The 23,908-nt window shown below is 73.7% G+C and carries 24 protein-coding genes and 2 pseudogenes; 20 read left to right on the forward strand and 6 right to left on the reverse strand.

The window, feature by feature from the left end:
- A pseudogene (locus BU198_RS42295) lies at positions 1–299 on the reverse strand (hypothetical protein); the annotation flags it as partial.
- Positions 300–842: 543 nt separating this feature from the next.
- On the opposite strand from BU198_RS42295, the gene BU198_RS19600 reads away from it, so the two are divergent.
- The 5 genes from BU198_RS19600 (at position 843) to BU198_RS42305 (ending at position 4,502) form a co-directional block, all read left to right on the forward strand.
- Positions 843–1,262, forward strand: coding sequence for a roadblock/LC7 domain-containing protein (locus BU198_RS19600; protein ID WP_188298164.1), 420 nt, complete (start codon positions 843–845; stop codon positions 1,260–1,262).
- Between the two features lie 8 nt (positions 1,263–1,270).
- Positions 1,271–1,909 carry a DUF742 domain-containing protein gene (locus BU198_RS44270; protein WP_188298165.1) on the forward strand — a complete coding sequence of 213 codons (639 nt, stop codon included), beginning with the start codon at positions 1,271–1,273 and terminating at the stop codon, positions 1,907–1,909.
- Between the two features lie 145 nt (positions 1,910–2,054).
- On the forward strand, positions 2,055–2,603 hold the full coding sequence (locus BU198_RS19610) for a GTP-binding protein (protein ID WP_317620209.1): 549 nt from the start codon (positions 2,055–2,057) through the stop codon (positions 2,601–2,603).
- Positions 2,604–2,944: 341 nt separating this feature from the next.
- A complete protein-coding gene (locus BU198_RS19615; protein WP_188298167.1) occupies positions 2,945–3,088 on the forward strand; it encodes a hypothetical protein in 144 nt (47 codons plus the stop codon).
- 733 nt (positions 3,089–3,821) lie between these two features.
- Complete coding sequence (locus tag BU198_RS42305) at positions 3,822–4,502, forward strand: winged helix-turn-helix domain-containing protein (protein ID WP_411293212.1); 681 nt, start codon at positions 3,822–3,824, stop codon at positions 4,500–4,502.
- A 94-nt stretch (positions 4,503–4,596) separates the two neighbouring features.
- On the opposite strand, the gene BU198_RS19625 is transcribed toward BU198_RS42305, so the two are convergent.
- On the reverse strand, positions 4,597–5,379 hold the full coding sequence (locus BU198_RS19625) for an IclR family transcriptional regulator (RefSeq protein ID WP_188298169.1): 783 nt from the start codon (positions 5,377–5,379) through the stop codon (positions 4,597–4,599).
- 430 nt (positions 5,380–5,809) lie between these two features.
- Between BU198_RS19625 and BU198_RS19630 the strand changes: the two genes are divergently transcribed.
- The 6 genes from BU198_RS19630 (at position 5,810) to BU198_RS19655 (ending at position 11,713) form a co-directional block, all read left to right on the forward strand.
- The gene (locus BU198_RS19630) at positions 5,810–6,865 is read left to right on the forward strand and encodes an ABC transporter substrate-binding protein (RefSeq protein ID WP_188298170.1); all 1,056 of its coding nucleotides are present in this window, start codon (positions 5,810–5,812) and stop codon (positions 6,863–6,865) included.
- A gap of 91 nt (positions 6,866–6,956) precedes the next feature.
- Positions 6,957–7,985, forward strand: a complete 1,029-nt coding sequence (locus tag BU198_RS19635; protein ID WP_317620206.1) for an NrtA/SsuA/CpmA family ABC transporter substrate-binding protein — start codon at positions 6,957–6,959, stop codon at positions 7,983–7,985.
- On the forward strand, positions 7,982–8,848 hold the full coding sequence (locus BU198_RS19640; protein WP_317620207.1) for an ABC transporter permease: 867 nt from the start codon (positions 7,982–7,984) through the stop codon (positions 8,846–8,848). Before BU198_RS19635 ends, BU198_RS19640 begins: the two co-directional genes overlap by 4 nt.
- On the forward strand, positions 8,845–9,639 hold the full coding sequence (locus tag BU198_RS19645; protein WP_188298172.1) for an ABC transporter ATP-binding protein: 795 nt from the start codon (positions 8,845–8,847) through the stop codon (positions 9,637–9,639). Before BU198_RS19640 ends, BU198_RS19645 begins: the two co-directional genes overlap by 4 nt.
- 89 nt (positions 9,640–9,728) lie before the next feature.
- Positions 9,729–10,634: an ABC transporter substrate-binding protein gene (locus tag BU198_RS19650; protein WP_188298173.1), complete on the forward strand. Its 906-nt coding sequence runs from the start codon at positions 9,729–9,731 to the stop codon at positions 10,632–10,634.
- A 2-nt stretch (positions 10,635–10,636) separates the two neighbouring features.
- Positions 10,637–11,713, forward strand: a complete 1,077-nt coding sequence (locus BU198_RS19655) for an LLM class flavin-dependent oxidoreductase (RefSeq protein ID WP_188298174.1) — start codon at positions 10,637–10,639, stop codon at positions 11,711–11,713.
- A gap of 165 nt (positions 11,714–11,878) precedes the next feature.
- Here BU198_RS19655 and BU198_RS19660 read toward each other — a convergent pair whose 3' ends face one another.
- Complete coding sequence (locus BU198_RS19660) at positions 11,879–12,871, reverse strand: aldo/keto reductase (RefSeq protein WP_188298175.1); 993 nt, start codon at positions 12,869–12,871, stop codon at positions 11,879–11,881.
- 489 nt (positions 12,872–13,360) lie between these two features.
- Here BU198_RS19660 and BU198_RS19665 point away from each other — a divergent pair, with 489 nt between their 5' ends.
- The 6 genes from BU198_RS19665 to BU198_RS19690 all read left to right on the forward strand — a co-directional run bounded on the left by BU198_RS19665 (position 13,361) and on the right by BU198_RS19690 (position 18,093).
- Positions 13,361–14,380, forward strand: coding sequence for an LLM class flavin-dependent oxidoreductase (locus BU198_RS19665; RefSeq protein ID WP_188298176.1), 1,020 nt, complete (start codon positions 13,361–13,363; stop codon positions 14,378–14,380).
- Positions 14,381–14,674: 294 nt separating this feature from the next.
- Positions 14,675–15,241, forward strand: a complete 567-nt coding sequence (locus tag BU198_RS19670) for a TetR/AcrR family transcriptional regulator (RefSeq protein WP_188298177.1) — start codon at positions 14,675–14,677, stop codon at positions 15,239–15,241.
- 124 nt (positions 15,242–15,365) lie between these two features.
- Positions 15,366–15,959, forward strand: a complete 594-nt coding sequence (locus tag BU198_RS19675) for a DUF4865 family protein (protein WP_188298178.1) — start codon at positions 15,366–15,368, stop codon at positions 15,957–15,959.
- A gap of 17 nt (positions 15,960–15,976) precedes the next feature.
- Positions 15,977–16,483 (forward strand): carboxymuconolactone decarboxylase family protein, encoded by a 507-nt coding sequence (locus BU198_RS19680; protein WP_188298179.1) that lies wholly within the window; start codon positions 15,977–15,979, stop codon positions 16,481–16,483.
- The gene (locus BU198_RS19685) at positions 16,480–17,433 is read left to right on the forward strand and encodes a phosphotriesterase (RefSeq protein WP_188298180.1); all 954 of its coding nucleotides are present in this window, start codon (positions 16,480–16,482) and stop codon (positions 17,431–17,433) included. Before BU198_RS19680 ends, BU198_RS19685 begins: the two co-directional genes overlap by 4 nt.
- Positions 17,434–17,583: 150 nt before the next feature.
- Complete coding sequence (locus BU198_RS19690) at positions 17,584–18,093, forward strand: GNAT family N-acetyltransferase (protein WP_188298181.1); 510 nt, start codon at positions 17,584–17,586, stop codon at positions 18,091–18,093.
- 157 nt (positions 18,094–18,250) lie between these two features.
- Here the strand turns inward: BU198_RS19690 and BU198_RS19695 are convergent, their stop codons facing one another.
- A complete protein-coding gene (locus BU198_RS19695) occupies positions 18,251–19,015 on the reverse strand; it encodes an SDR family NAD(P)-dependent oxidoreductase (protein WP_188298182.1) in 765 nt (254 codons plus the stop codon).
- Between the two features lie 138 nt (positions 19,016–19,153).
- Between BU198_RS19695 and BU198_RS19700 the strand changes: the two genes are divergently transcribed.
- The gene (locus BU198_RS19700) at positions 19,154–19,774 is read left to right on the forward strand and encodes a TetR family transcriptional regulator (RefSeq protein WP_188298183.1); all 621 of its coding nucleotides are present in this window, start codon (positions 19,154–19,156) and stop codon (positions 19,772–19,774) included.
- A gap of 283 nt (positions 19,775–20,057) precedes the next feature.
- On the forward strand, positions 20,058–21,200 hold the full coding sequence (locus tag BU198_RS19705) for an alpha/beta hydrolase (RefSeq protein ID WP_188298184.1): 1,143 nt from the start codon (positions 20,058–20,060) through the stop codon (positions 21,198–21,200).
- Between the two features lie 178 nt (positions 21,201–21,378).
- Here the strand turns inward: BU198_RS19705 and BU198_RS19710 are convergent, their stop codons facing one another.
- Positions 21,379–21,708 carry a MoaF-related domain-containing protein gene (locus BU198_RS19710; protein ID WP_188298185.1) on the reverse strand — a complete coding sequence of 110 codons (330 nt, stop codon included), beginning with the start codon at positions 21,706–21,708 and terminating at the stop codon, positions 21,379–21,381.
- A 224-nt stretch (positions 21,709–21,932) separates the two neighbouring features.
- Between BU198_RS19710 and BU198_RS19715 the strand changes: the two genes are divergently transcribed.
- Positions 21,933–23,249, forward strand: a complete 1,317-nt coding sequence (locus BU198_RS19715) for an esterase/lipase family protein (protein ID WP_188298186.1) — start codon at positions 21,933–21,935, stop codon at positions 23,247–23,249.
- Between the two features lie 106 nt (positions 23,250–23,355).
- On the opposite strand, the pseudogene BU198_RS19720 reads toward BU198_RS19715, so the two are convergent.
- A pseudogene (locus BU198_RS19720) lies at positions 23,356–23,908 on the reverse strand (hypothetical protein); the annotation flags it as partial.

The raw sequence follows: 23,908 nt of genomic DNA on the forward strand, positions 1-23,908 counted from the left end.
TCGCGGGTGAAGGGCGGGCCGGTGCTGGTCCCCGCGCCCGTGGCGGACGCCGAGGACGCGCCGGGGACGGGGCGGCACCGGCGGGAGGACGTCGCGGTGGCCGCCGCCGAGGCGGCGGTCGCGGCCGCCGGTGTTTCCGGTGTTTCGGGTGTTTCCGGGGCGTCGGAGGTGTCGGGGGCCGCCGCGCGGAGCGACTCGGCCGTGGTTCCGCCCGTGGACACCGCGCCCAGGACGGCGGGCGGGCTGCCCCGTCGGGTGCGGCAGGCGAACCTCGCTCCGCAGCTCAGGGAGCAGCTCACGGAACAACTGAAGGAACGGTTCCGCACCGGAGGCGGAGCCGGGGGAGAGCCGGCCGGACCCGTCCGGGACGATCGGGGCACCCACGACGGCGGGGAGAGCAGGGACGTCCGGGAACGCTCGCCGGAGGAGGCCCGGGCCACCTTCGCCTCGTTCCAGCGCGGCTTCACCCGGGGGCGCGGTGGCACGGCCCCCGTGGACCGTACGGGCGCCCCCGCGGACCGCTCCGGTGCTCCGTTGACGGATCGTCCCGGCGCATCGGACGATCGTGCCGGACGGGGGAACGGACGGCCCTCGGCCGTACCGGCCTGGCAGCCGCCCGACCGGTCCCGGCGGGCGATCAGCCCGGCACCCGCCCCGGCGGCGCTGCCGGCGCCGCAGGACACCGGCCGGGCGCCGCTCGTCCGTCGGCTGCCACCCGGGCAGCCGGTGCGCCGGAGCCAGGACACCGGCGCGCCCGTGCCACCCGTGCCACCCGTCGTACCCGAACCACCAGCACCACATGCACCACCCGCACCACCCGCTCCAGCGGAAGGAACTGATTCATGACCACGTCGATGCAGTCGTCAGGGGACCTCAACTGGCTCCTGGACGACCTGGTGGGGCGCATCGCCGCCCTGCGGCACGCGGTGATCCTCTCCAACGACGGCCTGGCCACCGGCGCCTCCCGTGACCTCGACCGCGAGGACGCCGAGCACCTGGCCGCCGTCGCCGCCGGGTTCCACAGCCTGGCGAAGGGCGCCGGCGGGCACTTCAAGGTCGGTGGCGTCCGGCAGACCATGGTGGAGCTGGACGAGGCGTTCCTGTTCATCACGGCCGCCGGCGACGGCAGCTGCCTGGCCGTGCTGAGCGAGGCCGAGGCGGACATCGGCCAGATCGCCTACGAGATGGCGCTGCTGGTCAAGCGGGTCGGCGAGCACATGGCCGCCGAGCCGCGCACCGAAACCGCCCCGCCGGTGAGATGAGCGGTCCGATGGCGGATCCGAAGGCGGATGTGCCGGCCGGCCCGGAGCCGCCGGACGGTCCCCAGGTGCCGGTGGGCCCGGCCGTGCCGCTGGGCACGGCCGGGCCGTCCGGTGTCGGCGGGGCGTCCGGTGCCCAGGCGGTGTCCGGGGCCGGTGGGCCCGCCGGGTCCGCCGGGTTCCCGGACGGTCCCGGGGCGTCGGCGCAGGACGGGCAGACGGCCCCGGACGATCCCGAGGTCGACTTGTTCCGACCGCGCACCCCGGTCGACGACCGCTGGTTCGACGACGAGGCGGGCCCGGTGGTCCGGCTCTACTCGATGACCCGCGGCCGCACCCGGCCGGTCGAGGAGGGGCTGTTCGACCTGATCTCGCTGGTCACCGCCGTCGAACCCGGGCCGGACGCGGGGGCCGTGCCCGCGCACGTCCTCGACCCGGAGCACCAGACGCTGCTCACCCTGTGCCGCCGCGAGCCGCTGTCCGTCGCCGAACTCGGCTCGTACACCGACCTGCCGGTCAGCGTGGTGCGGGTGCTGCTCGGTGACCTCTACGACGCCGACCTGATCAGCGTCACCCGACCCGTTCCGCTCGCCGAGCTGCCGGACGAGCGCCTGCTGCGAGACGTGATCAATGGACTCCGTGCGCTCTGACCCCCAGCTCCGTCCGGACGGGACCGAGACCCGTCGCGACGACACCGGGCCCCGCCTCGACAGTGCCGCGCCCCGCCCCGGTGGCGCCGGGCCGCACCGGCCGAACGCCGACGACCCGCGCTGGCGCGGCGGTCCGGCCGTCGCGGTGAAGATCCTGGTCGCGGGCGGCTTCGGAGCGGGCAAGACCACCCTGGTCGGCTCGGTCAGTGAGATCCGGCCGCTGCGCACCGAGGAGGAGCTCAGCGAGCTGGGCCGTCCGGTGGACGACACCTCGGGCGTGGAGACCAAGCGCACGACCACCGTCGCGATGGACTTCGGCCGGATCGACCTTCGGCCGGGCCTCGCGCTCTACCTGTTCGGCACCCCGGGGCAGGACCGGTTCTGGTTCGTCTGGGACGAGCTGGCCCGTGGCGCGCTCGGCGCCCTGGTGCTCGCGGACACCCGGCGGCTGGCCGACTGCTTCCCCTCGGTCGACTTCTTCGAGCAGCGCGGCATCCCGTTCGTGGTGGCGGTGAACTGCTTCGAGGGCAGCGAGCGGTTCACACCGGACGAGGTGCGTGACGCGCTCGACCTCGACCCGGACATCCCGGTGCTGCTGTGTGACGCGCGGCTGCGGCAGGACGGCAAGGACCTGCTCGTCGCGCTGGTCGAGCACGCCGCCGCCCGCCGGCACCGCGCCCCGCTCGGAGCCTGAGGGCTGGGCGCGCCGGCCGCGGGCGGGCCGACGGATGAGGACCGGTCGCCGTCCGGGGGCGGGGCTTCGAGGCCGTGCCGACCTGCCCGTTCCGCCCGTCGTCTCATTCGGCCGTCCGCATCCCGGACGCTCGTTGCTCGGAAGGTTGCCTAGACCGGCCCGGCCGTGGAAGGCTCTGTGGACGAAGGCCGCCCGGCCATGCCGTCGGGAGCGCCGGAAACGCCCCGTTCACAAGGGCGTTGCCGACCGGCGGACGGCCTTCGGTGAACCGGCGAGGCATCGCCGGCGGGTGCCCGCAGCGGCGCGCCGCCGCGGGGAGAACGAAGGGGGAGGGCAGCAGGATGACCGTCGGCCGACGACGCATCACCACCGCCGTGTCCGGCTCCCTCGTGCCCGGTTCCACCGTCCCCGGTGCCGCCGGTCCGGGGCTCACCATCCGCCGCTACATCGACCACGCGCTGGTCTGTAGCGCGTGTTGTCGCTGACCGGCCTGCCCTTCCCGGTACGTCCCCCGGCAGCTTCGGCCCACCCGGCCCGCCGCCCGACGCACCGCCGACACCCGTCGACCAGGCCGTAGCGGACCGCCCGTCCGGCGTGCCCGCGGCCGACCAACCGGACCCGCCCAGCGGAGAGATCACCAGTGAACATCGTCTGCCCCAGCACCGTTCCCGGCATCGCAGGCCGTACCCGAACCACCGGTGCGGCCACCGCGATGCGCGCGGGCGGACTGACCGGGCGGTGGAACCGGTGCGGGAACCGCGCCGTGGACAGCCGGCAGGGTCGCTTCGACCTTGAGCCGTTCTGGCCGTCCCGGCAGCCGCACCTGTTCGATCAGACGTGTCCCGGCTCGCCCAGCGCGTCCCGGCTCTCCGCCCGCTGATCCGGTTCGGTCCGGTCCAGCCCAGGCAGTACGCCCGGTCGACGCGCAGACGACTCCACCCCGTCCGTCACGCGCGAAATGAGCGGCACACCATGTCTTCTTCTTCCACGGCCACCCTGCCCCTGCCCACCGCGACCCCGCACCTGCGCGCGGTCCGCTCCGTCCCGCCGGTCTCGGCTGTTCCGCCGGTCTCCGTCGTCCCCTCCACCGCGCCGGTCGGTCCCGGCGCACCCGGGGCCGCGGGACCGTCCGTCGCTCCGGTGTCGGTGTCCGACCGATGGCCGGGGGCGGCGGCCCGGCCACCCCAGAACGGCCTCGCCCAGGCCGGCCTCGCCCAGATCGGTCCGGCCCAGGCCGGTTCGCCTCATGCCGGTCCTTCCCGTCCGGTGCTGCCCGCCCCGCAGCCGGGCTCCGTCGGCCCGCAGGTGCCCCAGGCGCTGCTCGCCGCGCTGCCCGAGGGCGCGGCCGTCGTCGCGACCCTGCCGCAGGGCGTGCTGCCGCAGGGTCTGCTCGCCCAGTACGGCACGCAGTTCGGCGGCGTGAACGGCAGTCCGATGGTCGGGTACCTGGTGCTGGTGCCGGCCGAGGGTCAGGCGGCGGGGGGCCCGGGCCTGCCGGGGCTTCAGATCGGCGTCGCGGCCGGGGCCCCCGTGGTCCCCGGCGGGTACCCCGCGTCCGGCGGGCCCGGCGCCCAGGCGGTGGCGGGCGTCCGTCCGGTCCGCCCGGCCGGGCGGGGCATCGCCGTCGACACCGAGCGGCGCAACGCCTACGTCGACGGGCGGCTGCTCGACCTCACCTATCTGGAGTTCGAGCTGCTGGCCCACCTCACCGAGCACCCGCAGCGGGTGCACACCCGGGACCACCTGGTCTCCGCGGTCTGGGGCTACGGCCACGTCGGGGACGGGCGGACGGTCGACGTGCACGTCGCCAGGCTGCGCCGCAAGCTCGGACCGGCCTACCGGGACACCATCGTGACGGTCCGCCGGGTCGGCTACAAGTACACCCCGGCCACGGTCTGACGGCAGGCCGTCGCCGGTCGGACGAAGCAGCGGACCGCCCGTTCCCTCCCCGGGCGGGCGGGCCGCTGCTTCTTTCCTTGTTCTTGACGAATCGTCAGATGCGTTGCTCCGGCGGCAGCAGGAGGACGGCGAGGGCGTCGGCGCAGGTGCGGGCGTGGCCGAGGAACCAGTCCAGTCGGTCGTCGGTGAGGTGTGCCGGCGTCGAGCGGGCCGCCAGGGCGAACCTGGCCTGCCCGGCACCATCCAGGACGGGCACGGCCACCGTGCGCACCCCGGCGGCCGACTCGCCGTCGTTGAGCGCGTAGCCGACCGCCCTGACCCTCTCCAACTCCTCCTTCAGGAGCGCGGGTTCGGTGATGGTGCGGTCGGTGAAGGACGGCAGTTGGCCGAGCGCGGGCAGTGTCGTCTCGCCCGGGCGGGGCCAGGCCAGCAGGACCTTGCCGAGAGCCGTGGAGTGCAGCGGGCGGCGCAGGCCCAGCCCCGTGTCCGGCCGGACCGAGCCGCCGACCAGGATCACCGCGTGCCCACCGCTGCGGATCGCCAGGTCGGCGGTCGCCTTCGTGCGCCGGGAGAGCAGCTCCAGCTCCGGTCCGGCGAGGTGCAGTCCGCGCTGGTGGAAGGTGAGTTGGCCGAGTTCGGCGACGGCCGGGCCGAGCCGGTAGCGCGCGGTCCGCTCGTTCTGCTCCAGGAATCCGGCGCTGACCAGCGTGCGGGCCAGCCGGTGCGTGGTGGAGACCGACAGGCCCATCCGGCGGGCCAGGTCCGAGGCGCTCAGGTCGGGGCCGTTGTCGTGGAAGCAGTGCAGCAGCCCGAGCGCGCGCTGGACGGCCTGCGCACCGGCCGGCGGACTCTGGACGGCGGTGGCGGCCTCGGCCATGGCACCTCGCGTTTCGGTTCGGAACTCCCGCCGGGCGGCCGGGGGCGGTCTCAGCGTAGGGCAGCCGGTGCTGCGGGAATGTGTCGACGACGTTGCAATGGAATGGCATTGATGAACAACTGATCCCACCATGTGGCAATGGCTTGCCTTCGGCTCGCCTGCCGTGGAACGCTCCTGACATCGCGCCGGACGGCCAGTCGGCCCAGGCGGCGCATGCCACGACTCTACGGAAGGAGAAGCACCGTGACGTCCCACCGGTGTCTCCCCTCCTGTACGTGTCGTCGCTGACCGACGCCTCCCGCGCCGCCTGTCCACTCCCCGCATCGTTGCGTACAACTCCCTTGTGCGCCAGGCCTGATGGTCATCGTGCGGTCATCGTTCCCAAGCCGCCTCCGGCCGTCGCCGGAGCCCCTGAAGAGGACCAACTCCGTTGTCCAGTCGCACCCGAGACGATTCCACGCTTCCCGACACCCTCTGGTTCACCCGCTGCCCGGTGCCCACCGCGACCGGGATCGCCGCCGACCAGGGATGGCTAGCCCGCGAGTTCGCCGGCGACGGCATCGCGGTCCGCTCGCTCCAGGACGCTCCGCCCGAGGTGGCCGCGGACCACCACTACACCCACGCGCTGACCGGCCTGTTCCGGGAGGGCGGCAACGTCCCGGCCCTGTGGGCCCGTTCGCGCGGCGAGGAGACCCGGCTGATCGGGCTCACCTGGATCGAGGAGCGCCAGGTGGTGCTGGTCCGGGCCGGCAGTGGTGTCACCGAGCCGGGGCAGCTGCGCGGGCTGCGGCTGGCGATCCCGCATCATGACATCGGCATCGACTTCTGGCGGGCGATGGCGCTGGCCGGCTTCCGCGGCGCCCTCGGACTCGCGGGCCTCACCCTGGCGGACGCCGAGCCGGTGGACGTCCCCGGTGTCCCGGGCGGCGGCCAGTGGTCCGCCGAGCTGGCCGCGCTGCGGGACGGCCGGGTGGACGCGGTGTACGTGAAGGGGGCGCTCGCCGTCGAGGCGGCCCGCCGGATCGGCGCGGAGGTGGCCGTCGAGCTGGACGCGGCGCCGGACCGCCGGACCCGGGTCAACAACGGGACGCCCCGGCCGGTCACCGTTCACCAGCGGTTGCTGGACGAGCAGCCCGAGCTGGTCGTCCGCTTCCTCGCCGTGCTGCTGGAGGCGGCGGACTGGGCGGCGGAACGCCCGGAGGAGGTGGTCCGGATCCTGCGGGCCGAGACCGGCGCCGGAGCCGAGGGCGTCGCCGGGGCCTACGCGCCGGGCAGTCACCGCACCCTGCATCTGGACCTGTCGACGGAGCGGCTGGAGCTGCTGGCGTTGCAGGAACGATTCCTTGGCGAGCAGGGGTTCCTGGCCTCGCCGGTGGACGTCCGGGCGTGGGCCGACCCGGAGCCGCTCCGCGCGGCCCGTGAGCTGCTGCGGGCCCGGCGAGCGCATGCCGGCTTCGACGCCGTTCGGATCACAGACTTCCGATGACCGCCTTCGGACAACAGATTTCAGACGACAGATTTTGAAAGTTGTCAGCTGTCATCTGTCGGCTGTCATCTGTCACTCACTTGGAGACCCCGTGAAGACCCCCCGCCTCGTCCTCGCCGCCACCGCGCTGCTCGCCTCCACCGCTCTGGCCGCCTGCGGCTCGTCCGCCGACGGGGCCAAGGCCTCCGCCGGTGGCGGGGCCGACGGCAAGGCCGACGTGGTGCTCCGCCTGCCCGACCCCGGCAACAACGGCTTCCTCGCCCGCGGCAAGAAGGACGGATCGCTGGACCGGGCCCTGGCCGCCGTCCACACCAAGGTCGCCTGGACCGGCAGTGCGGGCCCCTTCGCCCCCGCCGCCCAGGCCCTCTCCGCCGACCAGCTGGACGTCGCCCAGGGCTCGATCACCTCGGCCGTCGCCGCGCTGGCCCAGAAGCCCGGCTTCAAGCTGTTCGCCCGGACCGCGCCCGACGGCGTCGGCGAGGGGATCCTGGTGAAGAACGACTCGCCCATCAGGACCGTCCAGGACCTGGTCGGCAGGAAGGTCGCCGTCTCCCAGGGCGGCACCAGCGAGTACCTGCTGCTGAAGGCACTGGCGAAGAACGGCGTCCCGGCCGACAAGGTGGAGCGGGTCTACCTGCGCGCCGACCAGACCTCCGGCGTCTTCAACTCCGGGCAGGTGGACGCCTGGGCGACCTGGAACACCTTCTCGACTCCCGCCATCGCCAACGCGGGCGCGCACTTCCTGGTCAACGGTCAGGAAGTGGGATCCGACAACTACGCCGTCTGGGCCGTGCGCAACGGCTTCGCCGACAAGCACCCCGAGGTGGTCAAGGCCTTCTACGCCTACCTGCGCGAGAACGGCGAGAAGGAGAAGGCCGACCCGGCCGCCTACCTCAACGTCTTCACCGACGCCGGCCCGACCGCCGTCACCCCCGCCGAGAAGGACATCGCGGTGAACGTCAGCAAGCAGGGCACCCCGGCCGACGCGATCTCCGACGCCGACACCGCCCGCTTCGGGACGGTCGCCCAGTTCTTCGCCGACCAGAAGGTCACCAAGCAGCTGGTGGACGTCAAGCCGTACCTGATCGACATCGACAAGCTCGCGGACGGCGCCAAGTGACCACCGCAGCCGTGAAGTCCACGCCCGACGACACCCGGGCCGCGCTCGACGCCGGCCTGGTCGCCCCGCAGAGCAGGCGGCACCGGCCCCGCCCCCGGGCGATCGCCGTGACCCTGCGCACCATCGGTCCGCTCGCTCTGCTCGGCGGCTGGGCCCTCGCCTCCGCCACCGGAGCGCTCACCCAGGACGTCCTCGCCTCGCCCACCCAGGTCGCCCAGGCCGTGGGGGAGTTGTGGGGGAACGGCCAGCTGACCGACGCCCTGTCCGTCTCCCTCACCCGTGCCGGGCTCGGCCTGTTCTTCGGCGCGACCACCGGACTGGTGCTCGGCGTCATCACCGGATTCACCCGCCTCGGCGAGGAGTTGCTCGACTCGGCGATCCAGATCCTGCGCACCGTCCCGTTCCTGGCCCTGGTCCCGCTGTTCATGGTGTGGTTCGGCATCACCGAGACCGCCAAGGTCGCCCTGATCGGGGTCGCCACCAGCTTCCCGATGTACGTCTCCGCCTCCGGTGGAGTCCGCAGCACCGACCGCAAGCTGGTCGAGGCGATGCGCAGCTTCGGCCTCGGCCGCTGGGCGATCGTGCGCACGGTCGTGCTGCCCGGCGCGCTGCCCTCGCTGCTGTCCGGGCTGCGGCTGTCGATGACGCTCAGCGTGATCGCCCTGATCGCCGCCGAGGAGATCAACTCCACCGAAGGGATCGGGTACTTGATGGCCCAGGCGCAGAACTACTCACGCACCGACGTGCTCGCCGTCTGCATCCTGATCTACGGTCTGCTCGGTCTCGCGGCGGACGGCATCGTCCGGCTCCTGGAGCGCGTGCTGATGCCGTGGCGCCAGGCCGTCCAGGGAGCGGCCCGATGACCGCCGACGTCTCCACCGCCGCCACGCTCTCCTCCGCTGCCTCCGTTCGCTCCTCCTCTTCCTCCTCCTCTTCCTCCTCCTCGGCGTCCGCGGAGGCGGTGCCCGCCGTCCACCTGCGCGGTCTGCGCCGGGTGTTCGGCACCCGGGCCGTGCTCGACGGCGTCGACCTCTCCATCGCCCGCGGCGAGTTCGTCGCCCTGCTGGGCGCCAGCGGCACCGGCAAGACCACGCTGCTGCGCATCCTCGGCGCACTCGACCGGGCCGACGAGGGCACCGTGCTCGTCCCGCCGGTCCGTACCGTGGTGTTCCAGGAGCCCCGGCTGGTGCCGTCCAAGCGGGTGCTGGCCAACGTCACCGTCGGCCTGCCGCGCGGCGCCGCGACCCGGGAGACCGGGTTGAAGGCGCTCGCCGAGGTCGGCCTGGACCGTCACGCGCAGGCCTGGCCGGCCACCCTCTCGGGCGGTGAGGCGCAGCGCGTCGCGCTCGCCAGGGCGCTCGTCCGGGAGCCTCAACTCCTGCTGCTCGACGAACCGTTCGCCGCCCTGGACGCACTCACCCGGCTGCGCATGCAGGACCTCGTCGGTGACCTGGTGCGCCGCCACCGTCCGGCGGTGCTGCTGGTCACCCACGACGTGGACGAGGCTGTCCGGCTCGCCGACCGGGTCGTGGTGCTGCGTGACGGCCTGCTCGCCCGGGACGAGACCGTCGCCGTCGAGCACCCGCGGGACCCGGCCGATCCCGCCTTCGCCGACCTGCGGCGCCGACTGCTCGCCGACCTCGGCGTCCACTGACGCCCGGTCCGTGAGCCCCTGAACCTCCTGAATCCCCTGTTTTCTCCTGACTTCCGACAAACCGCGACCGCACCACCGGAGTTGACCAGATGACCGTCACCCTCGGCGTCCACGCCAGCAACCCCTCGCTCTACTACCTCGCCCGGCTCCCGTACCTGGACGAGGAGCTGGCCCCGCTCGGCGAGAGCGGCGCCTTCCACCACTACACCGACGGCACCCGCACCGGCACGCTGCTCGCCGAGGGCGTCATCGACTTCGGCGGCACCGGTTCCACCCCGCCGATCACCGCCCAGGCGGCCGGCCACGACCTGGTCTACGCGGCGGTCTCCGCGCCCCGCCCGGACCACGGCGCCCTGCTGGTGTCCGCCGCCGGTCCGGTCCGGACGGTTGCGGACCTCAAGGGCGGCACCGTCGTCCTCGCCGTCGGCTCCTGGCAGACCCACCTGCTCGCCAAGGCCCTGCACGCCCAGGGACTCTCGTACGGTGGCGACGTCACCCCGGCGCGCCCGGCGGCGGGCGAGGACCAGGCCGGGCGGCTGCGCGACGGCGAGATCGCCGGCTGGATCGCCCAGGGCGCCGAACTCGCCGCCGCCCGCCGCGGCGGGGAGTTCCGCGAGCTGATCCGTACCGGTGACGTCATCACCGACCGCTCGGTGTTCTTCACCCGCCGGGACTTCGCGACCGGGCGCCCCGAGGTGGTCGCGGCGATCGCCACCGCGCTGCGCCGGGCGGACGCCTGGGCGGCCGCCAACCCGGCGGAGGCCGCCGCGATCGCCGCCGAGGAGCTGGGCGGCGCGGCCGTCGACTGGGAGTCCGCTTTGGCCGCCCTGCCCTGGCAACTGGAGCCCGCCACCGCTGGGTTCATCGCCGAGCAGCAGGAGGCCGCGGACATCTTCCACGGCGTGGGCTTCATCGACCGCGCGCTGACCGTCGCCGACGCCCACCTCCCGGCCCTGGAGGCCCCGGTGGCCGCCGCCCTCGCCAAGGCGGTCTGACCGTGGCCTCCGAAGTCCTCTGGTACATCATCCCGCGCGAGGGCCACTATCCCTGGGAGCCGGCCGGGCGTCGCCCGGTGGACCTCCGCTACCTCCAGCAACTGGCGGGCAGCGTCGAGAGGCTGGGATTCACCGGCGCCCTGCTCGCGACGGACCGGTACGACGTCTGGGCCCTCGGTAGCGCGCTCGCGGCCGGCACCACTCCGGCCTTCAAGCCGCTGCTGGCCGTCCACCCGGGGCTCGTCTCGCCCACGCTGCTGGCCAAGATGGCGCTCAGCTTCGACCACCTGCACGGCGGCCGGCTGCGCTTCAACGTGGTGAACGGTTCGACCGCGCAGCTGCGTGAGTACGGCCTGGACGTCGAGCACGACGACCGCTACCGGCTCAGCGGCGAGTACTGGTCGATCGTCAAGCGCCTCACGGCGGGTGAAGTCTTCGACCACAAGGGCGAGTTCTACGACCTGAAGAACGCCGGTGGGAGCCTGCGCGAGCTGCCCCCGGTGCAGCCGGGCGGCATCCCGCTCTGGTTCGGCGGCAGCTCGGCGGCCGGCATCGAGATGGCGGCCGAGCACGTGGACGTCTACCTGACCTGGGGCGAGCCGCCGCACCTGCTCAAGCAGAAGCTGGACCTGGTCCGCGAGCGGGCCGCCGCCCACGGCCGGACCCTGCGGATCGGGCTGCGGCTGCACCTGATCGTCCGCGACACCGAGGACGAGGCCTGGGCCGCCGCCGACCGGCTGCTGGATGTCACCAGCGAGGCCACCTACGCGCGTCAGCTGGGTGAGGCGAAGGGGGAGGACGGGGTCGGCTGGCAGCGGCAGTTCCGTCAGCACGGCGGCAAGGTGCCTGCGCGGGCCCGGGAGCTGGAGGCCTACCCCAACCTCTGGCCGGGGATGAGCCTGTTCCGTCCAGGCCCCGGAACGGCGGTGGTCGGCTCGACGGCCCAGGTGATCGAGCGGTTGCAGGAGTTCGAGGCGCTGGGCGTCGACACCTTCATCCTCTCGGGCAACCCGCTGCTGGAAGAAGCTCACCGGGTTGCAGAAACGGTTCTGCCTGCCCTGGGCATCAAGCGGCCCTGACGGGTCGGCGGGCGGAGGGGCAACGGCTGACAGCTTTCAGCCGACAGAAAACAGGTAACAGATGACAGCTGACAGATTTCGAAATCTGTCAGCTGTCATCTGTCGGTCGTCAGCGGTCATCCGTCCGCCGGAGCCTCCGGCCCCGTCTGCCTAGCCCAGCCCCGCTCAGTGGCTCAGCCGGTCGATCTCCGCCAGCTCCGCCGCCGTCAGCGGGCCGCCCGCCAGCGCGTCGAGGTTCTGGTCCAGCTGGGCGACGCTGCTCGCGCCGATGATCACCGAGACCACCCGCGGGTCCCGCAGCACCCAGCACAGCGCCAGCTGCGCCAGCGTCTGCCCGCGGCCCTCGGCGACCTTGTTCAGCGCCCGCAGCTGCTCCAGCTTCGGCCCGGTGAGCGCCTCCTCGGTGAGGAACTTCCCGACCGACATCCGCGAGCCCACCGGCACCTCTCCGGTCAGGTAGCGGTCGGTCAGCAGTCCTTGGGCCAGCGGAGAGTAGGCGATCAGACTGGTCTGGGTGTCGCCCACCGCCTCCAGCACGCCGCCGTCCTCCACGTACCGGTTGAGGATCGAGTACGCCGACTGGTTCATCAGCACCGGCGTCCCCAGCTCACGCAGGATCGCCACGGCCTCCCGGTGCTGCTCCGCCGGGTAGTTGGAGATGGCGGCGTACAGCGCCTTGCCCGAGCGCACCGCGCTGTCCAGCGCCCCCATCGTCTCCTCGATCGGGGTCTCCGGGTCGTACCGGTGCGAGTAGAAGACGTCGACGTAGTCCAGCCCCATCCGGTCCAGCGACTGGTCGAGGCTGGCCAGCAGGTACTTGCGGCTGCCGCCGTCGCCGTACGGGCCGGGCCACATGTCCCAGCCGGCCTTGGTGGCGATGAACAGCTCGTCCCGGTACGGCCGGAAGTCCTGGGCGAACAGGTAGCCGAAGTTGCGCTCGGCGCTGCCGTACGGCGGGCCGTAGTTATTCGCGAGGTCGAAGTGGGTGACTCCCCGGTCGAAGGCCCGGCGCAGCACCGCCCGCTGCACCTCCAGCGGCTGGGCGTCACCGAAGTTGTGCCAGAGCCCGAGCGAGACGGCGGGCAGCCGGACGCCGCTGCGGCCGGCCTTCCGGTAGGTCATCGAGTCATAGCGGTCGTCCGCGGCGAGGTAGCTCATGCCGGACATCCTGCCAGCCACCCGGGTCGGATCATGCCTTGCCCCGCTCCCGGCCGGTGCCTATGCTCACGGAGGATCGTGTGCGCGCGAGGCGAGGGGGAGACGTGATGGCTGTCCGGACCGTGACCGCCGCCGCAGGAGCCCGCCGCTGTTGTCGCCGCCACCGCAGCACCGAGCGCTGACACCGCCCGAGCGACCTGCCACCTGCCTGTCTGCCTGCCCGGTCCGCCGTCCGGCTCCACGCCGACCCGGCCCCGCCGGGCACCCCCAGGCCCGTCCGGCCCCGCTCGCCCGACCCGTCGGCGAATCCGCCGGTGCTGCCCGCGAGGGCGCGGCGCCGAGATCCCGCACCATCCGCCTGCGCTCCCCGCGGCTCACCGGCCCCCGGGCTTCCATCCCGGCCCAGCCCGGGTCCGTCCCCGGTCCGTCCCCGGTCCGTCCCCAGCCCGTCCTCAGCCCGAGCCCGTCCCGAGCGCCAAGGAGACCGCCGTGCGGTTCACCGTCTCGTCCCTCGTCGTCAACGCCCCGGACCCGGTCACCGGCGTCCGGTACACCCCGCAGCAGAAGCTGCACAACGTCATCGACCAGGCGGTCCTCGCCGAGCAGCTCGGCTACGACGGCTACGGCGTGGGGGAGCGGCACGGCGAGCCGTTCCTCTCGCCGGCCCCGCCCGTGCTGCTGAGCGCCATCGCCGCCCGCACCTCCACCATCCGGCTGTTCACCACGGTGACGGTGCTCAGCATCCTGGACCCGGTCCGGGTCGCCGAGGACTACGCGATGCTCGACCAACTCTCCGGCGGTCGGCTTGAGTTGATCGTCGGCAAGGGCAACGACCCGCGCCACTTCGGGCTGTTCGGCCTGCCCGAGGAGCGCCAGTGGGAGGCGCTCGCCGAGAACTACGAGCTGCTGCGCAGGCTCTGGCGCGAGGAGAAGGTGACCTGGGAGGGTTCGACCCGCCCGCCGCTCCGGGACGCCACCGTCTCGCCGCGCCCGCTCCAGGATCCGATCCCGGTGTGGCACGGCAGCGCGACCAGCACGCGGTCCACCGACCTCGCCGCCCGCCACGGCGACCCGCTCTTCTCCGCCAACTCCTTCCACCCGCTGGAGAAGTACCAGGCGCTGGTCGAGCACTACCGCGAGCGCTGGGAGCACTACGGCCACGACCCGAAGCGGGCCCGGGTGGGTGCGAGCTTCGGCGGACTGTACGTCGCCAAGCGCTCGCAGGACGCCGTCGAGGGCTTCCGCCCGTACTGGAACGCACTGTTCGAATCGGCGTCCGGCCGGCACAACAACTCGCCGTTCGCGTCGCTGGAGGACGCGCTGGAGCGCGGGTCGGCGCTGGTCGGCAGTCCGCAGCAGGTGATCGACAAGATCCACCGGTACCACGAGGCCTTCGGCAACGAGGTGGTCGGCATCGGGGTGGACGCGCTCACCGAGGGGGCGCAGCGCGAACAGCTGGAGCTGTTCGCGAGCGAGGTGGCCCCGGCGGTCCGTCGCGCGCTGCCGTAGCCGCCCCGGTCCGCCGCCCGCCCGCGCAGTGCGCCGTGCGACCCCCTACGCGGCGTGACGCCGGGCACCGTCCGTGACGTGACGCGCGCCACCGGTCGCGCCGGAATGCCGTTCGGCGGTGCGGGGGATGACGAACGGTCGAGGGGCCGTGGCCGCCGGGGGGCGGCGCACGGCCCTCGATCGTTCCGCCGGCGAGCAATCCACAGGGAGGCCCAGGCGGCTTCCGGCGGATCGGGCGCGGCCGACGGGTCCTGGACTGGCCTTCTGTACCTACTGGTATGTACAGTGATCCGCATGAGCACCCAGGACCGCCTCATCGAGAGCACCCAGGCCCTCCTCTGGGAGCGCGGCTACGTCGGCACCAGCCCCAAGGCCATCCAGCAGCGCTCCGGGGTCGGCCAGGGCAGCATGTACCACCACTTCACCGGCAAGCCCGACCTCGCCGCCGCCGCCCTGCGCCGCAGCGCCGAGCAGATGCGGGGCGTCGCCGAGGCCGACCTCGCCGCCCCCGGCACGGCCTACGACCGGATCGCCGCGTACCTGCGCCGCGACCGCGACGTCCTGCGCGGCTGCCGGATCGGCCGGATGGCCCAGGACCCGGACGTGGTCGCCGACCCGCACCTGCGCGCGCCCGTCGAGGAGACCTTCGACTGGCTCCGCGGCCGGATCGCCGAACTGGTCGCCGAAGGCCGGGCGGGCGGCGAGTTCGACCCCGGTCTCGACCCGGCGGACACCGCCGCGGCCGTGGTCGCCGTCGTCCAGGGCGGCTACGTCCTGGCCCGCGCGGCGGACAGCGCCGAGCCCTTCGACCGGGCCGTCCGCGGCGCCCTCGGCCTGCTGGCCGCACACCGTACGGCCTGACCCGCGCCGCCTGCCCCGCTGATCCCGCCGGTCCCGCTGATCCCGCTGATTCCGCCGGTCCTGAAGGTCCCGCCGGTCCCGAGGAACTCACCGAACGAACCCGAGGAAGCCGAGGAACCCCGCCGTGCACGCGATGCAGTACGAGATCACCCTCCCCGCCGACTACGACATGGACGTCATCCGCAGGCGCGTCGCCGAGAAGGGTCACCTGCTCGACGCGTTCCCCGGCCTCGGCCTCAAGGCCTACCTGGTCCGCGAGCGCGGCCGGCAGGGCTCGCCCGTGAACCAGTACGCGCCGTTCTACCTCTGGCGCACCGCCGAGGGCATGAACGGCTTCCTCTGGGGCCCGGGCTTCCGCGGCCTGAGCGCCGACTTCGGGCGCCCGGCCGTCCGGCACTGGCTCGGCGCGGGCCTGGCCCACGGTGTGTCGGCAGCGGAACGCGGGGCGGCCGGGCCGCCGACCTCCGCCACCCGCGAGACCGTACGGCTTCCGGAATCCGCCGACCCGGCCGAGGCCGTCGAGCGGGCGCTCGCCGAACTGCCCGCGCACCCGGCCCTGCACACCGCCGCCGTGGCCGTCGACCCGAGCCGCTGGGAACTGCTCCGCTTCGCCCTCTGGCACGGCCCGGCGCCTGAGGACGCGCCCGGCGTCCGCTACCAGGTGCTGCACCTGTCCAGCCCCGAACTCGACCGGCTGCCGGCCGGCCGCCACTGGTGAAAGGACCCACCGTCCCGATGTCCCCCGCACCCGCTCGCGCCGCGACCCCCGCCCGTACCGGCACCGGCCTCGCCCAGGCCCCGCTCGACCGCGAGGCCGGGCACGCCCTGCTCGCCGACCTCGCGGGTCCGGGCGCCGCTGCCACCCTCGGCGGCCTGGACGCCCTCGCCCCCGGCTTCCCCGACTGGATCGTCACCAGCCTCTTCGGCGGCACCTACCAGCGTCCCGGCCTCGCCCTGCGCGACCGCCAGGTCGCCAACCTGGCCGCCCTCACGGCCCTCGGCGGTGTCGAGCCGCAGCTCGCCGACCACGTCCGCTACAGCCGGCGGATCGGCCTGACGGAGGCGGAGATCACCGAGGTGATGGTCCACCTCGCCCCGTACGTGGGCCTTCCCAAGGCACTGGCAGGCCTGCGGGTCGCCACCGCGACCTTCGCCGAGGTGACCGAGGCCGCTGAGTCCACCGAGGCAGCTGAGTCCACCAAGACAGCAGAGGCCACCGAGGCAGCCGAGGCCGGGGCATGAGCCGTACCGTCCGCACCGTGCTCGGCGACCTGGACCCCACCGGGCTCGGCGTCACCGACTCCCACGACCACCTCTTCATCCGCAGCCCGCTGCTCCCCGGTCAGGAACTGGACGACCCGGCCGCCGCCGGGGAGGTCCTGCGCGCCTACGCCGCCGCAGGTGGCCGCACCCTCGTCCAGTGGACCCCGTCCGGTCTGGGCCGCGGCGCGGACTTCCTCGCCGCACTGTCCCGGGCGACCGGCGTGCACGTCGTCGCCGCCACCGGCGCGCACCAGGCGGTCCACTACGCGCCGGGCTGCTTCCCCGAACCCGCTGAACCCGGCGTCAGTGCGGCCGAGCGCCCTGGTCCGTACGCCGGCCTCGCGGAACGTTTCGTCGCCGAGCTCACCACCGCCCTGTCCGGCGCCCCGGAGGGGGTGAGGGCCGGGCTGATCAAGATCGCGGACGATGCGGGGACCACCACCCGGCACACCCGGTGGACGACGGCCGCCGCCGCCGAGGCCCATCACGCCACCGGAGCCCCGATCGCCGTTCACCTCGAAGCCGACGGCGCCCCGCGCCGGGTGCTGAACCGGCTGCTGGACCGGCACGGCGTCCGGCCCGACCGGATCATCCTCGGCCACCTCACCCGGCTCCCCGACCGGGCACTGCACCGCGCCCTGGCCGCCGAGGGCGTCCACCTCGCCCTGGACAGCCCCTCCCGGGCCGGCCACCCCGCCGACCACCAGGCATTCGAGGTGATCGCGGACCTGGTCGAGGCCGGTCACGCCGGCCGACTGCTGCTCGGCGCCGACACCACCACCCGTACCGCCCGCGCGGCCGGCGGCCCTGTCCGGCTGCTCACCGACCTCGCCCCGCGCCTCGCCCGTGCCTTCGGCCCCGAACTGCCCGAGCTGCTCCTCACCACCAACCCGGCCGCCGCCTTCGCCGCCGACTGGCGCTCACCGTAGGGCTCCGCGGTCCCGGACACCTCGCCGGGCACCCCTCCGGAAACCTCTCCGGACACGCGACGCCTTCGGGCTGCCGGAACAAGGGGTGAAGGAGTCACGGGCGCGGGGACGGGCTGACGGCCACCGGGCGCGCCCTCTACGGTGCCTGACATGGTGACGCTGACGCTCCGCCCGCTCACGACCGTCGACTGGCCGCTCTGGCGCGACCTCCGCCTCGCCGCCCTGACCGACGCACCGGACGCCTTCAAGGCCGGCCTCACGGACTGGCGGCACGGCGGCGAGGCCCGCTGGCGCGACCGGCTCCGTCTCCCGGGCGCCCACCGGATCGCCGCCCTCCTGGACGAGGATCCGGTCGGCCTGGTCGGCGGCCTCCCCGGATCGCCGGACGGCGTACGGGAGTTGCGCTCGCTCTGGGTCGCTCCGCGGGCGCGCGGCCGGGGCGTCGCGGACCGCCTCATCGAGGAGGTCGAACGCTGGGCCCTGGCCACCGGCGGCACCACGCTGCGCCTCGCCGTGCTCCCCGGCAACGCGGCAGCGCTCGCCCTGTACCGCCGCCACGGATTCGCCCCGCTCACTGAGCCGGGTGAGCCCGCAGAGCCCGCTGAGCTGCTCGCCGGCGGGGTCACCCGCGAACTCCTCCTGGCGAAGCCCCTGCGGTGACGGCGGAGGTGATGGCGGTGGCGGTGACGGCCACGGTCACCGCCGCGCCGCCCGGCTCCGGAGAGCCTGGAGGAGGGGGCGGGCCGGGAACGCACCAGGGCGGGGCGTGTGCCGTACGGGGGATGGCACACGCCCCGCCCTCCACCGGACCGACGGGTCACATGTGGGTGCCGCCGTCGATGCGGAGCTCGGTGCCGGTGACGAAGGCGCCGTCGTCGGAGGCGAGCATGGCGATCACGCCGGCCACCGTCTCCGGGCCGGCGAAGCCCTGGCCGAGGGCGGGGGAGAGCTTGGCCAGCAGGCCGAAGTCGGCGTCGGCGGGGAGACCAGGGTCGTTGGTCATGCCGCTGTCGATGCTGCCCGGCGCGACGCAGACCGCGCGCAGGCCCTGCTTCGAGTACTCCGAGGCGATGGCGTGGGTGAAGGACTGGATGCCGCCCTTGGTCGCGGCGTACGCGGCCATGTAGGGGTGGGCGAAACTCGCGGAGGTGGAGCTGAAGTTGACCACCACGCCCCGGCCGCCGGCGAGCAGCGCGGGGAGCGCCTCGCGGGTCATCAGGAAGGTGCCGGTCAGGTTCACCGCGAGGAGCTTGTTCCAGAACTCCAGGCTGGTCTCGTGGGTGTGCGAGGAGCGGAGGATGCCGGCCGCGTTGACCAGCACGTCCAGGCCGCCCAGGCCGGCGATCGCCTCGGCGACACCCGCGACGACGGCCGGCTCGTCCGCGATGTCCAGTACCCGGATGGTCAGGCGGTCTGCGGTGTCCTCGGCGGTGGCGCGGTCCAGGGTCTTCTTCAGGCCGTCCTCGTTGACGTCGACGGCGACGACCTTCCCGCCCTCGGCGAGGATCCGGTGCACGGTGGCCTGGCCGATGCCCGAGCCGCCGCCGGTGATCAGGACGTTCCGTCCGCTGAAGCGCTCCATGGTGGTTCTCCGTTCGTTCGTGGTCTCTCGACCTCGAATGACACGGTACGTCTTTGTGGCACAGTGTGCCAACAAGTCTGACAGTGCCTCTCTGGCGTGACGTGCCGCAATGGCATCCGCCCGCGTAGGCTGGCCCCCGTGACCGGACGCCCGACCCTGACCCAGCGCCGCCGTGAGACGACCCGGCTGGAAATCGCCCGCACCGCCGCCGCGCTCTTCGCCGAGCGGGGCGCGGAGGCGACCACCGCCGAGGAGATCGCCCTCGCCGCCGGGATCTCGCTGCGCACCTTCTACCGGTACTTCTCCGTGAAGGAGGACGCCGTCGCCCCGCTGCTCGCGGCGGGTGGGCAGGAGTGGGTGGAGCTGTTCGTGGCGAGCCCCTCCGGCCTGCCGCTGCGCGAGGCGCTGGAGCGTGCGGCGGTCGCGTCGCTGACCCCGGCGGACGAATCGCGGGCCGAGATGATGCGGTGGGCCCGGGGTCTGCTGCGCGATCCGAAGCTGGGCGCCACCTGGCAGCGCGTGCATGCCGACTCGGAGGAGCGGCTGCGGACCGCCCTCGCCGAGCGCTGCCCGGACGGCACCGATCCGCTGGAGATCCGGCTGGCGGCCGCCGCCGCGACCGCGGCGATCCGGGTCGCCCTGGAGCAGTGGGCCTCCTCCGACGCGCCCCTCACCGGTCCGGGCTCCCCGCAGGATCTGGGCGGGCGCTGCATGCGCGAGCTCACGGTGGGGCTGGGGCTCTGGAAGCGGGTGGGCTGAGCCCGGTTGGTTCCGGCCGGCTGCGGTCGGTGCGGGCGGGGTGCGGCCTGCTGCACGGTGGCGGCCCATGGCGAGTGACAGCTTTCAGATGACAGATTTCGAAATCTGTTATCTGAAAGTTGTCATCTGTTCTCCCCGCTCCCCGTAACCTCCCAGCCGCGGTCAGCCTTCTCCCAGCTGGCGCTAGGGTTGGTCCTCGCGTCCCGGCGGGGGAACCGGGGTGACCTCCTCGGATGTCTCCAGCGGCGGGAACCGGAGTTCGAGGCGTGGGAGCAAGCAGGACATGGGTCTGACGAGCCACAAGGTGCTGGCACTGACCGCACTGATCGCGGTCGTGATGATGGTCGGCACGGTCTGGTTGTGGCCCAGACTCGCGAGGAAGAGCTGGCAGGCGGTGCTCGGCCGGATCGGCGCGCTGCTCGCCACCCAGCTCACGGTGCTCGCCGCACTCGGCCTGGTCGCGAACAACTACTTCGCGTTCTACAGCAGTTGGGACGACCTGCTGGGCACCGGCGACACCGGCCCCGTGGTGATCCACAACAAGGCGGACGCCTCCGGCCGGCTGATGGTGGAGACGCTGGGCCAGGCCGCGGTCAAGGGCGGCGGCGCGATGGGCCGGGAGCCCGGCCAGTCCGGCGAGATCCGCAAGATCCGGATCGACGGCGCGGTCAGCCGGCTGTCCACCGAGGGCTACGTCTACCTGCCCCCGCAGTACTTCCAGCCGGAGTACGCCGGGAAGCAGTTCCCGGCCGTGGTCGTCAGCACCGGATTCCCAGGAATCGCCGAGAACCTGATCACCCGCTTCAACTACCCGGGTGCCGCGCTCAAGCTGCTCCAGGAGGGCCGGATGCAGCCGACCGTCATGGTCCTGGTGCGCCCCTCGCCCGCGATGCCGCAGGACACCGAGTGCGAGGACGTCCCGAACGGTCCGCAGTCCGACACCTACTTCACCAAGGACGTGCCCTCGGCGATCCAGGCCAGCTTCCGGGTCTCCGCCGACCCGCAGGCCTGGGCCTTCATGGGCAACTCGACCGGCGGCTACTGCGCGCTCAAGCTCGCCATGCGCCACCCGGACGTCTTCCCGACCGCCGTCGCCCTGTCCGCCTACTACGAGGCCGCCGACGACCCGACCACCGGCGACCTGTTCGGCGGCAGCAAGCAGCGCCGGGACGAGGCCGACCTGATGTGGCGGCTGAAGAACCTGCCGCAGCCGAAGGTGTCCGTGCTGCTGGCCGGCACCAAGAAGGGCGACGGCAGCTACCGGCAGCAGACCGAGGCCTTCGTCGACGCGGTGCAGAGCCCGATGAAGGTCTCGTACAGCATGCTGGAGAACGGCGGCCACAACTTCGAGACCTGGAGCGCCCTGCTGCCCTCCTCGCTGGAGTGGCTGTCCCAGCACCTCAAGGTGCCGAACCAGACCGTCTGACCGTCTGACCGTCTGACCGACGCCGCCCCAACCCGGTCGAGCCCAGCCGAACGCAACCGGCCTCCCCGGACCGACCGAACCCCCGGAGCCGCAGCTCCGGGGGTTCGACGGTCTTCGGGAGTCGTACGGCTCCCGCACGGCGGTCCCGCCGCTCAGGTCATCTGCTCAGGCGACCTGCTCAGGCCACCCGCTCCAGCGTCCCGGTGTGCAACTCGCCGACCCGGCCGCCCTCGCCCTCGAAGGTCCAGAAGGCCCGCACCGTCAGCCTGCCGAGGTCCATCACGTGGCTGACGGTGATCCCGCTCTGCTCCGTCCAGCTGACGAAGTAGACCTCCGGCGCGACCTCGGCCACGTGCAGCCGTACGTCCTCCCACTGGCCCGCGGACTCGCCGAGGCCCTCCCAGCGCAGCCGCGTGCCGTCGGCCGAGTAGGTGTTGCGGAAGGCCGCGCCGTTGTCGGCCCGGAAGAGGTAGGTGCGGCCGGCGAAGGCGGGCAGTGGCGCGGTCATGGCGGGGCTGGTCCTCGTTTCTGCTCGGTCGGGTCCGTGACGTCGTGGCGAGCACCCGGTCGGGCTCGCCGCTCTTGTGCACGGCGGAACATGTCAGACCTCCAATTTATCCGACCGGGTGCACTCCGTCAGACGCTCGCCACGGTACGGTCCGCCACCGCGCGGCCGGCGGGGTGTGCCGCCGGTACATGGGAAGCGCCGCGCGCGGGTCCTACCGTCCGGCCATGAGACGTACCCCCACACACCCCGCTCCGACGAGGCGCGTCCCCACCGCCCTCGCCGCCGTGCTGCTGACCCTGGCCGCCGCCCTCCTCGGTGCCCCCGCCACCGCGCAGGCCGACACCACCCAGGGCACGACCCAGGGCACGGCCACGGCCACCGCCCCCCTCACCCTGGAAGCGACCTTCCCCACCCCCGGCAACGGCTGGGCCAAGGTCGAGCGCTACCTCGACACCACCTCCGGCTTCCGCACCGAGCAGTTCCCGCCCGACGGCCGCGGTGACCAGGACGGCGCCCGCCGGACCTACTTCGGCACCGGCCGGCCCTCCTCCGCCCGCTTCCTGCTCTACTCCGCCGCCGGCTGGGACACCGGCAGCCGGGCCACTCCCGTCCTGCTGGTCCACGGCGCCAACGACAACGCCGACCGGGCCTGGGCGAACCCGGGGGAGAGCGGCGTCTGCGGTGCCGCGAGCTGCCCCTCCACCGGGCTCGCCCAGTACCTGACCGGCACCGGCCACCGGGTCTTCGCGATCGGCTTCGCCCACAAGCACGGCGACAACCTGCTCCAGGCGCAGGCCGTGGGCGACGCCGTCGCACTGATCCGGGACCGGCTCGGGGTGCCCCAGGTCGACGTGGTGGCCTGGAGCAAGGGCGAGGTCGCCGCCCGGGCGTACGTGTCCTCGGTGAAACCCTCCTGGGGGAGGGCGTACGCGGGCGACGTGCGCCGTCTGGTCACCCTCGGCGGCCCGCACGGCGGGCTCGACTACGTGTACGCGCACGGCTGGGACTTCGACCTGGCCACCTGGCCGGCCTGCGGCGGCAGCGCCAACGCGCCGTCCCCGCACCTCTACATGACCTGCTACGGCACGTACACCGCGCAGCCCTGCCTCGGTGTGCTGCCGAGCGGCGGGTACGACTGCTACCCGGGGCAGCGCCAGTTGCTCGCCCGCTGGGACGGCACCTACGGAGTGGACTCCACCGCGCAGGACTGGTGGACCACCTACTACGGGGGCCAGGGCTTCTACACCTCGGGCCAGGGCATCCAGGCGGCGATCGACGCGGGCTCGCTGATCGCCCCGCTCCGGCAGGCCGGTGTCCCGGCCTCGGTGCGCACCTACCTGCTGGCGGGCGGGTCGGCCGACCTCCCGGGGGTGCTCAACGAGAACCGCGGGCCGAGCGACGGCCTGGTGTTCACCGCGAGCGCCCTGGACACCACCGGCATCGCGACGGTCGGCGGCACCCGGCTGCTCGGCGGCCTCAACCACCTGGAGCTCGCCTGGGCGCCGGACGCGGCGAGCCAGGTCGGCGCCTGGCTGGGCTGACCAGGGCCGGTGGACCGGCGGACCGGCGGACCGGCGGACCGTGCACCGCCGGGCACCCACCGCCGGTGGGCGTTCACCAGTGAGCACCCACCGGCGGGACCGCGGATCAGGACCCGGCAGCCGTCCGGACCACCGTGATGTCGAACGGCTGCCGGTTGTTGCCCGCGTTCGGGTCGTCCGCGCTGCGCACCTCGACCGAGCCGCCGCTCAGCGTGCCCACCGGCAGCTCCGGGTCGAGCCTGACCGGGACCAGGGCGGTCGCGCTGCGCCCCTCCCGCAGCCCGGGCCCGAACACGCACCGCACGACGCGGCCGTTGCCGACCACCCGGCAGTCGGACGGGAAGAACGGGCCCTCGGCGGTGACCCCTTCCGGCAGGGTGACCACGACCGTGAACGGGGAGGCGGTGGTGTCCGGGCCCCCGTTGCCGACGAAGGCGTGGACGGTGGTGGTGCTGCCGGGCGTGGCCGCGTCGGGGTCGATCCGGACCGCCTCCAGATCGGAGCGGGACGGCCGCGCCCCGGCGGGCGCGGGCAGCGTGGAGGCCTCGGCCGTCCCGGAGCCCCCGGGCCTGGACGGCGCGGGCAGCGTCGAGGCCTGGGGCGTGGACGGCGCGGGCAGCGTCGAGGCCTGGGCCGTCCCGGAGCCCTCGGGCGTGGAC

It is taken from the genome of Streptomyces sp. CBMA156 (assembly GCF_014596515.1).
Classification (GTDB): Bacteria; Actinomycetota; Actinomycetes; order Streptomycetales; family Streptomycetaceae; genus Kitasatospora.

What these genes read in the sequence shown, in the direction of transcription:
- BU198_RS19680 (WP_188298179.1), top strand. Translation starts at nt 15,977, where the DNA reads ATGTCCCCCGCACCCGCTCGCGCCGCGACCCCCGCCCGTACCGGCACC.
- BU198_RS19710 (WP_188298185.1), bottom strand. Translation starts at nt 21,708, where the DNA reads ATGACCGCGCCACTGCCCGCCTTCGCCGGCCGCACCTACCTCTTCCGG.
- BU198_RS19645 (WP_188298172.1), top strand. Translation starts at nt 8,845, where the DNA reads ATGACCGCCGACGTCTCCACCGCCGCCACGCTCTCCTCCGCTGCCTCC.
- BU198_RS19650 (WP_188298173.1), top strand. Translation starts at nt 9,729, where the DNA reads ATGACCGTCACCCTCGGCGTCCACGCCAGCAACCCCTCGCTCTACTAC.
- BU198_RS19685 (WP_188298180.1), top strand. Translation starts at nt 16,480, where the DNA reads ATGAGCCGTACCGTCCGCACCGTGCTCGGCGACCTGGACCCCACCGGG.
- BU198_RS19715 (WP_188298186.1), top strand. Translation starts at nt 21,933, where the DNA reads ATGAGACGTACCCCCACACACCCCGCTCCGACGAGGCGCGTCCCCACC.
- BU198_RS19600 (WP_188298164.1), top strand. Translation starts at nt 843, where the DNA reads ATGACCACGTCGATGCAGTCGTCAGGGGACCTCAACTGGCTCCTGGAC.
- BU198_RS19670 (WP_188298177.1), top strand. Translation starts at nt 14,675, where the DNA reads ATGAGCACCCAGGACCGCCTCATCGAGAGCACCCAGGCCCTCCTCTGG.
- BU198_RS19660 (WP_188298175.1), bottom strand. Translation starts at nt 12,871, where the DNA reads ATGAGCTACCTCGCCGCGGACGACCGCTATGACTCGATGACCTACCGG.
- BU198_RS19625 (WP_188298169.1), bottom strand. Translation starts at nt 5,379, where the DNA reads ATGGCCGAGGCCGCCACCGCCGTCCAGAGTCCGCCGGCCGGTGCGCAG.
- BU198_RS19690 (WP_188298181.1), top strand. Translation starts at nt 17,584, where the DNA reads ATGGTGACGCTGACGCTCCGCCCGCTCACGACCGTCGACTGGCCGCTC.
- BU198_RS19705 (WP_188298184.1), top strand. Translation starts at nt 20,058, where the DNA reads ATGGGTCTGACGAGCCACAAGGTGCTGGCACTGACCGCACTGATCGCG.
- BU198_RS44270 (WP_188298165.1), top strand. Translation starts at nt 1,271, where the DNA reads ATGGCGGATCCGAAGGCGGATGTGCCGGCCGGCCCGGAGCCGCCGGAC.
- BU198_RS19615 (WP_188298167.1), top strand. Translation starts at nt 2,945, where the DNA reads ATGACCGTCGGCCGACGACGCATCACCACCGCCGTGTCCGGCTCCCTC.
- BU198_RS19695 (WP_188298182.1), bottom strand. Translation starts at nt 19,015, where the DNA reads ATGGAGCGCTTCAGCGGACGGAACGTCCTGATCACCGGCGGCGGCTCG.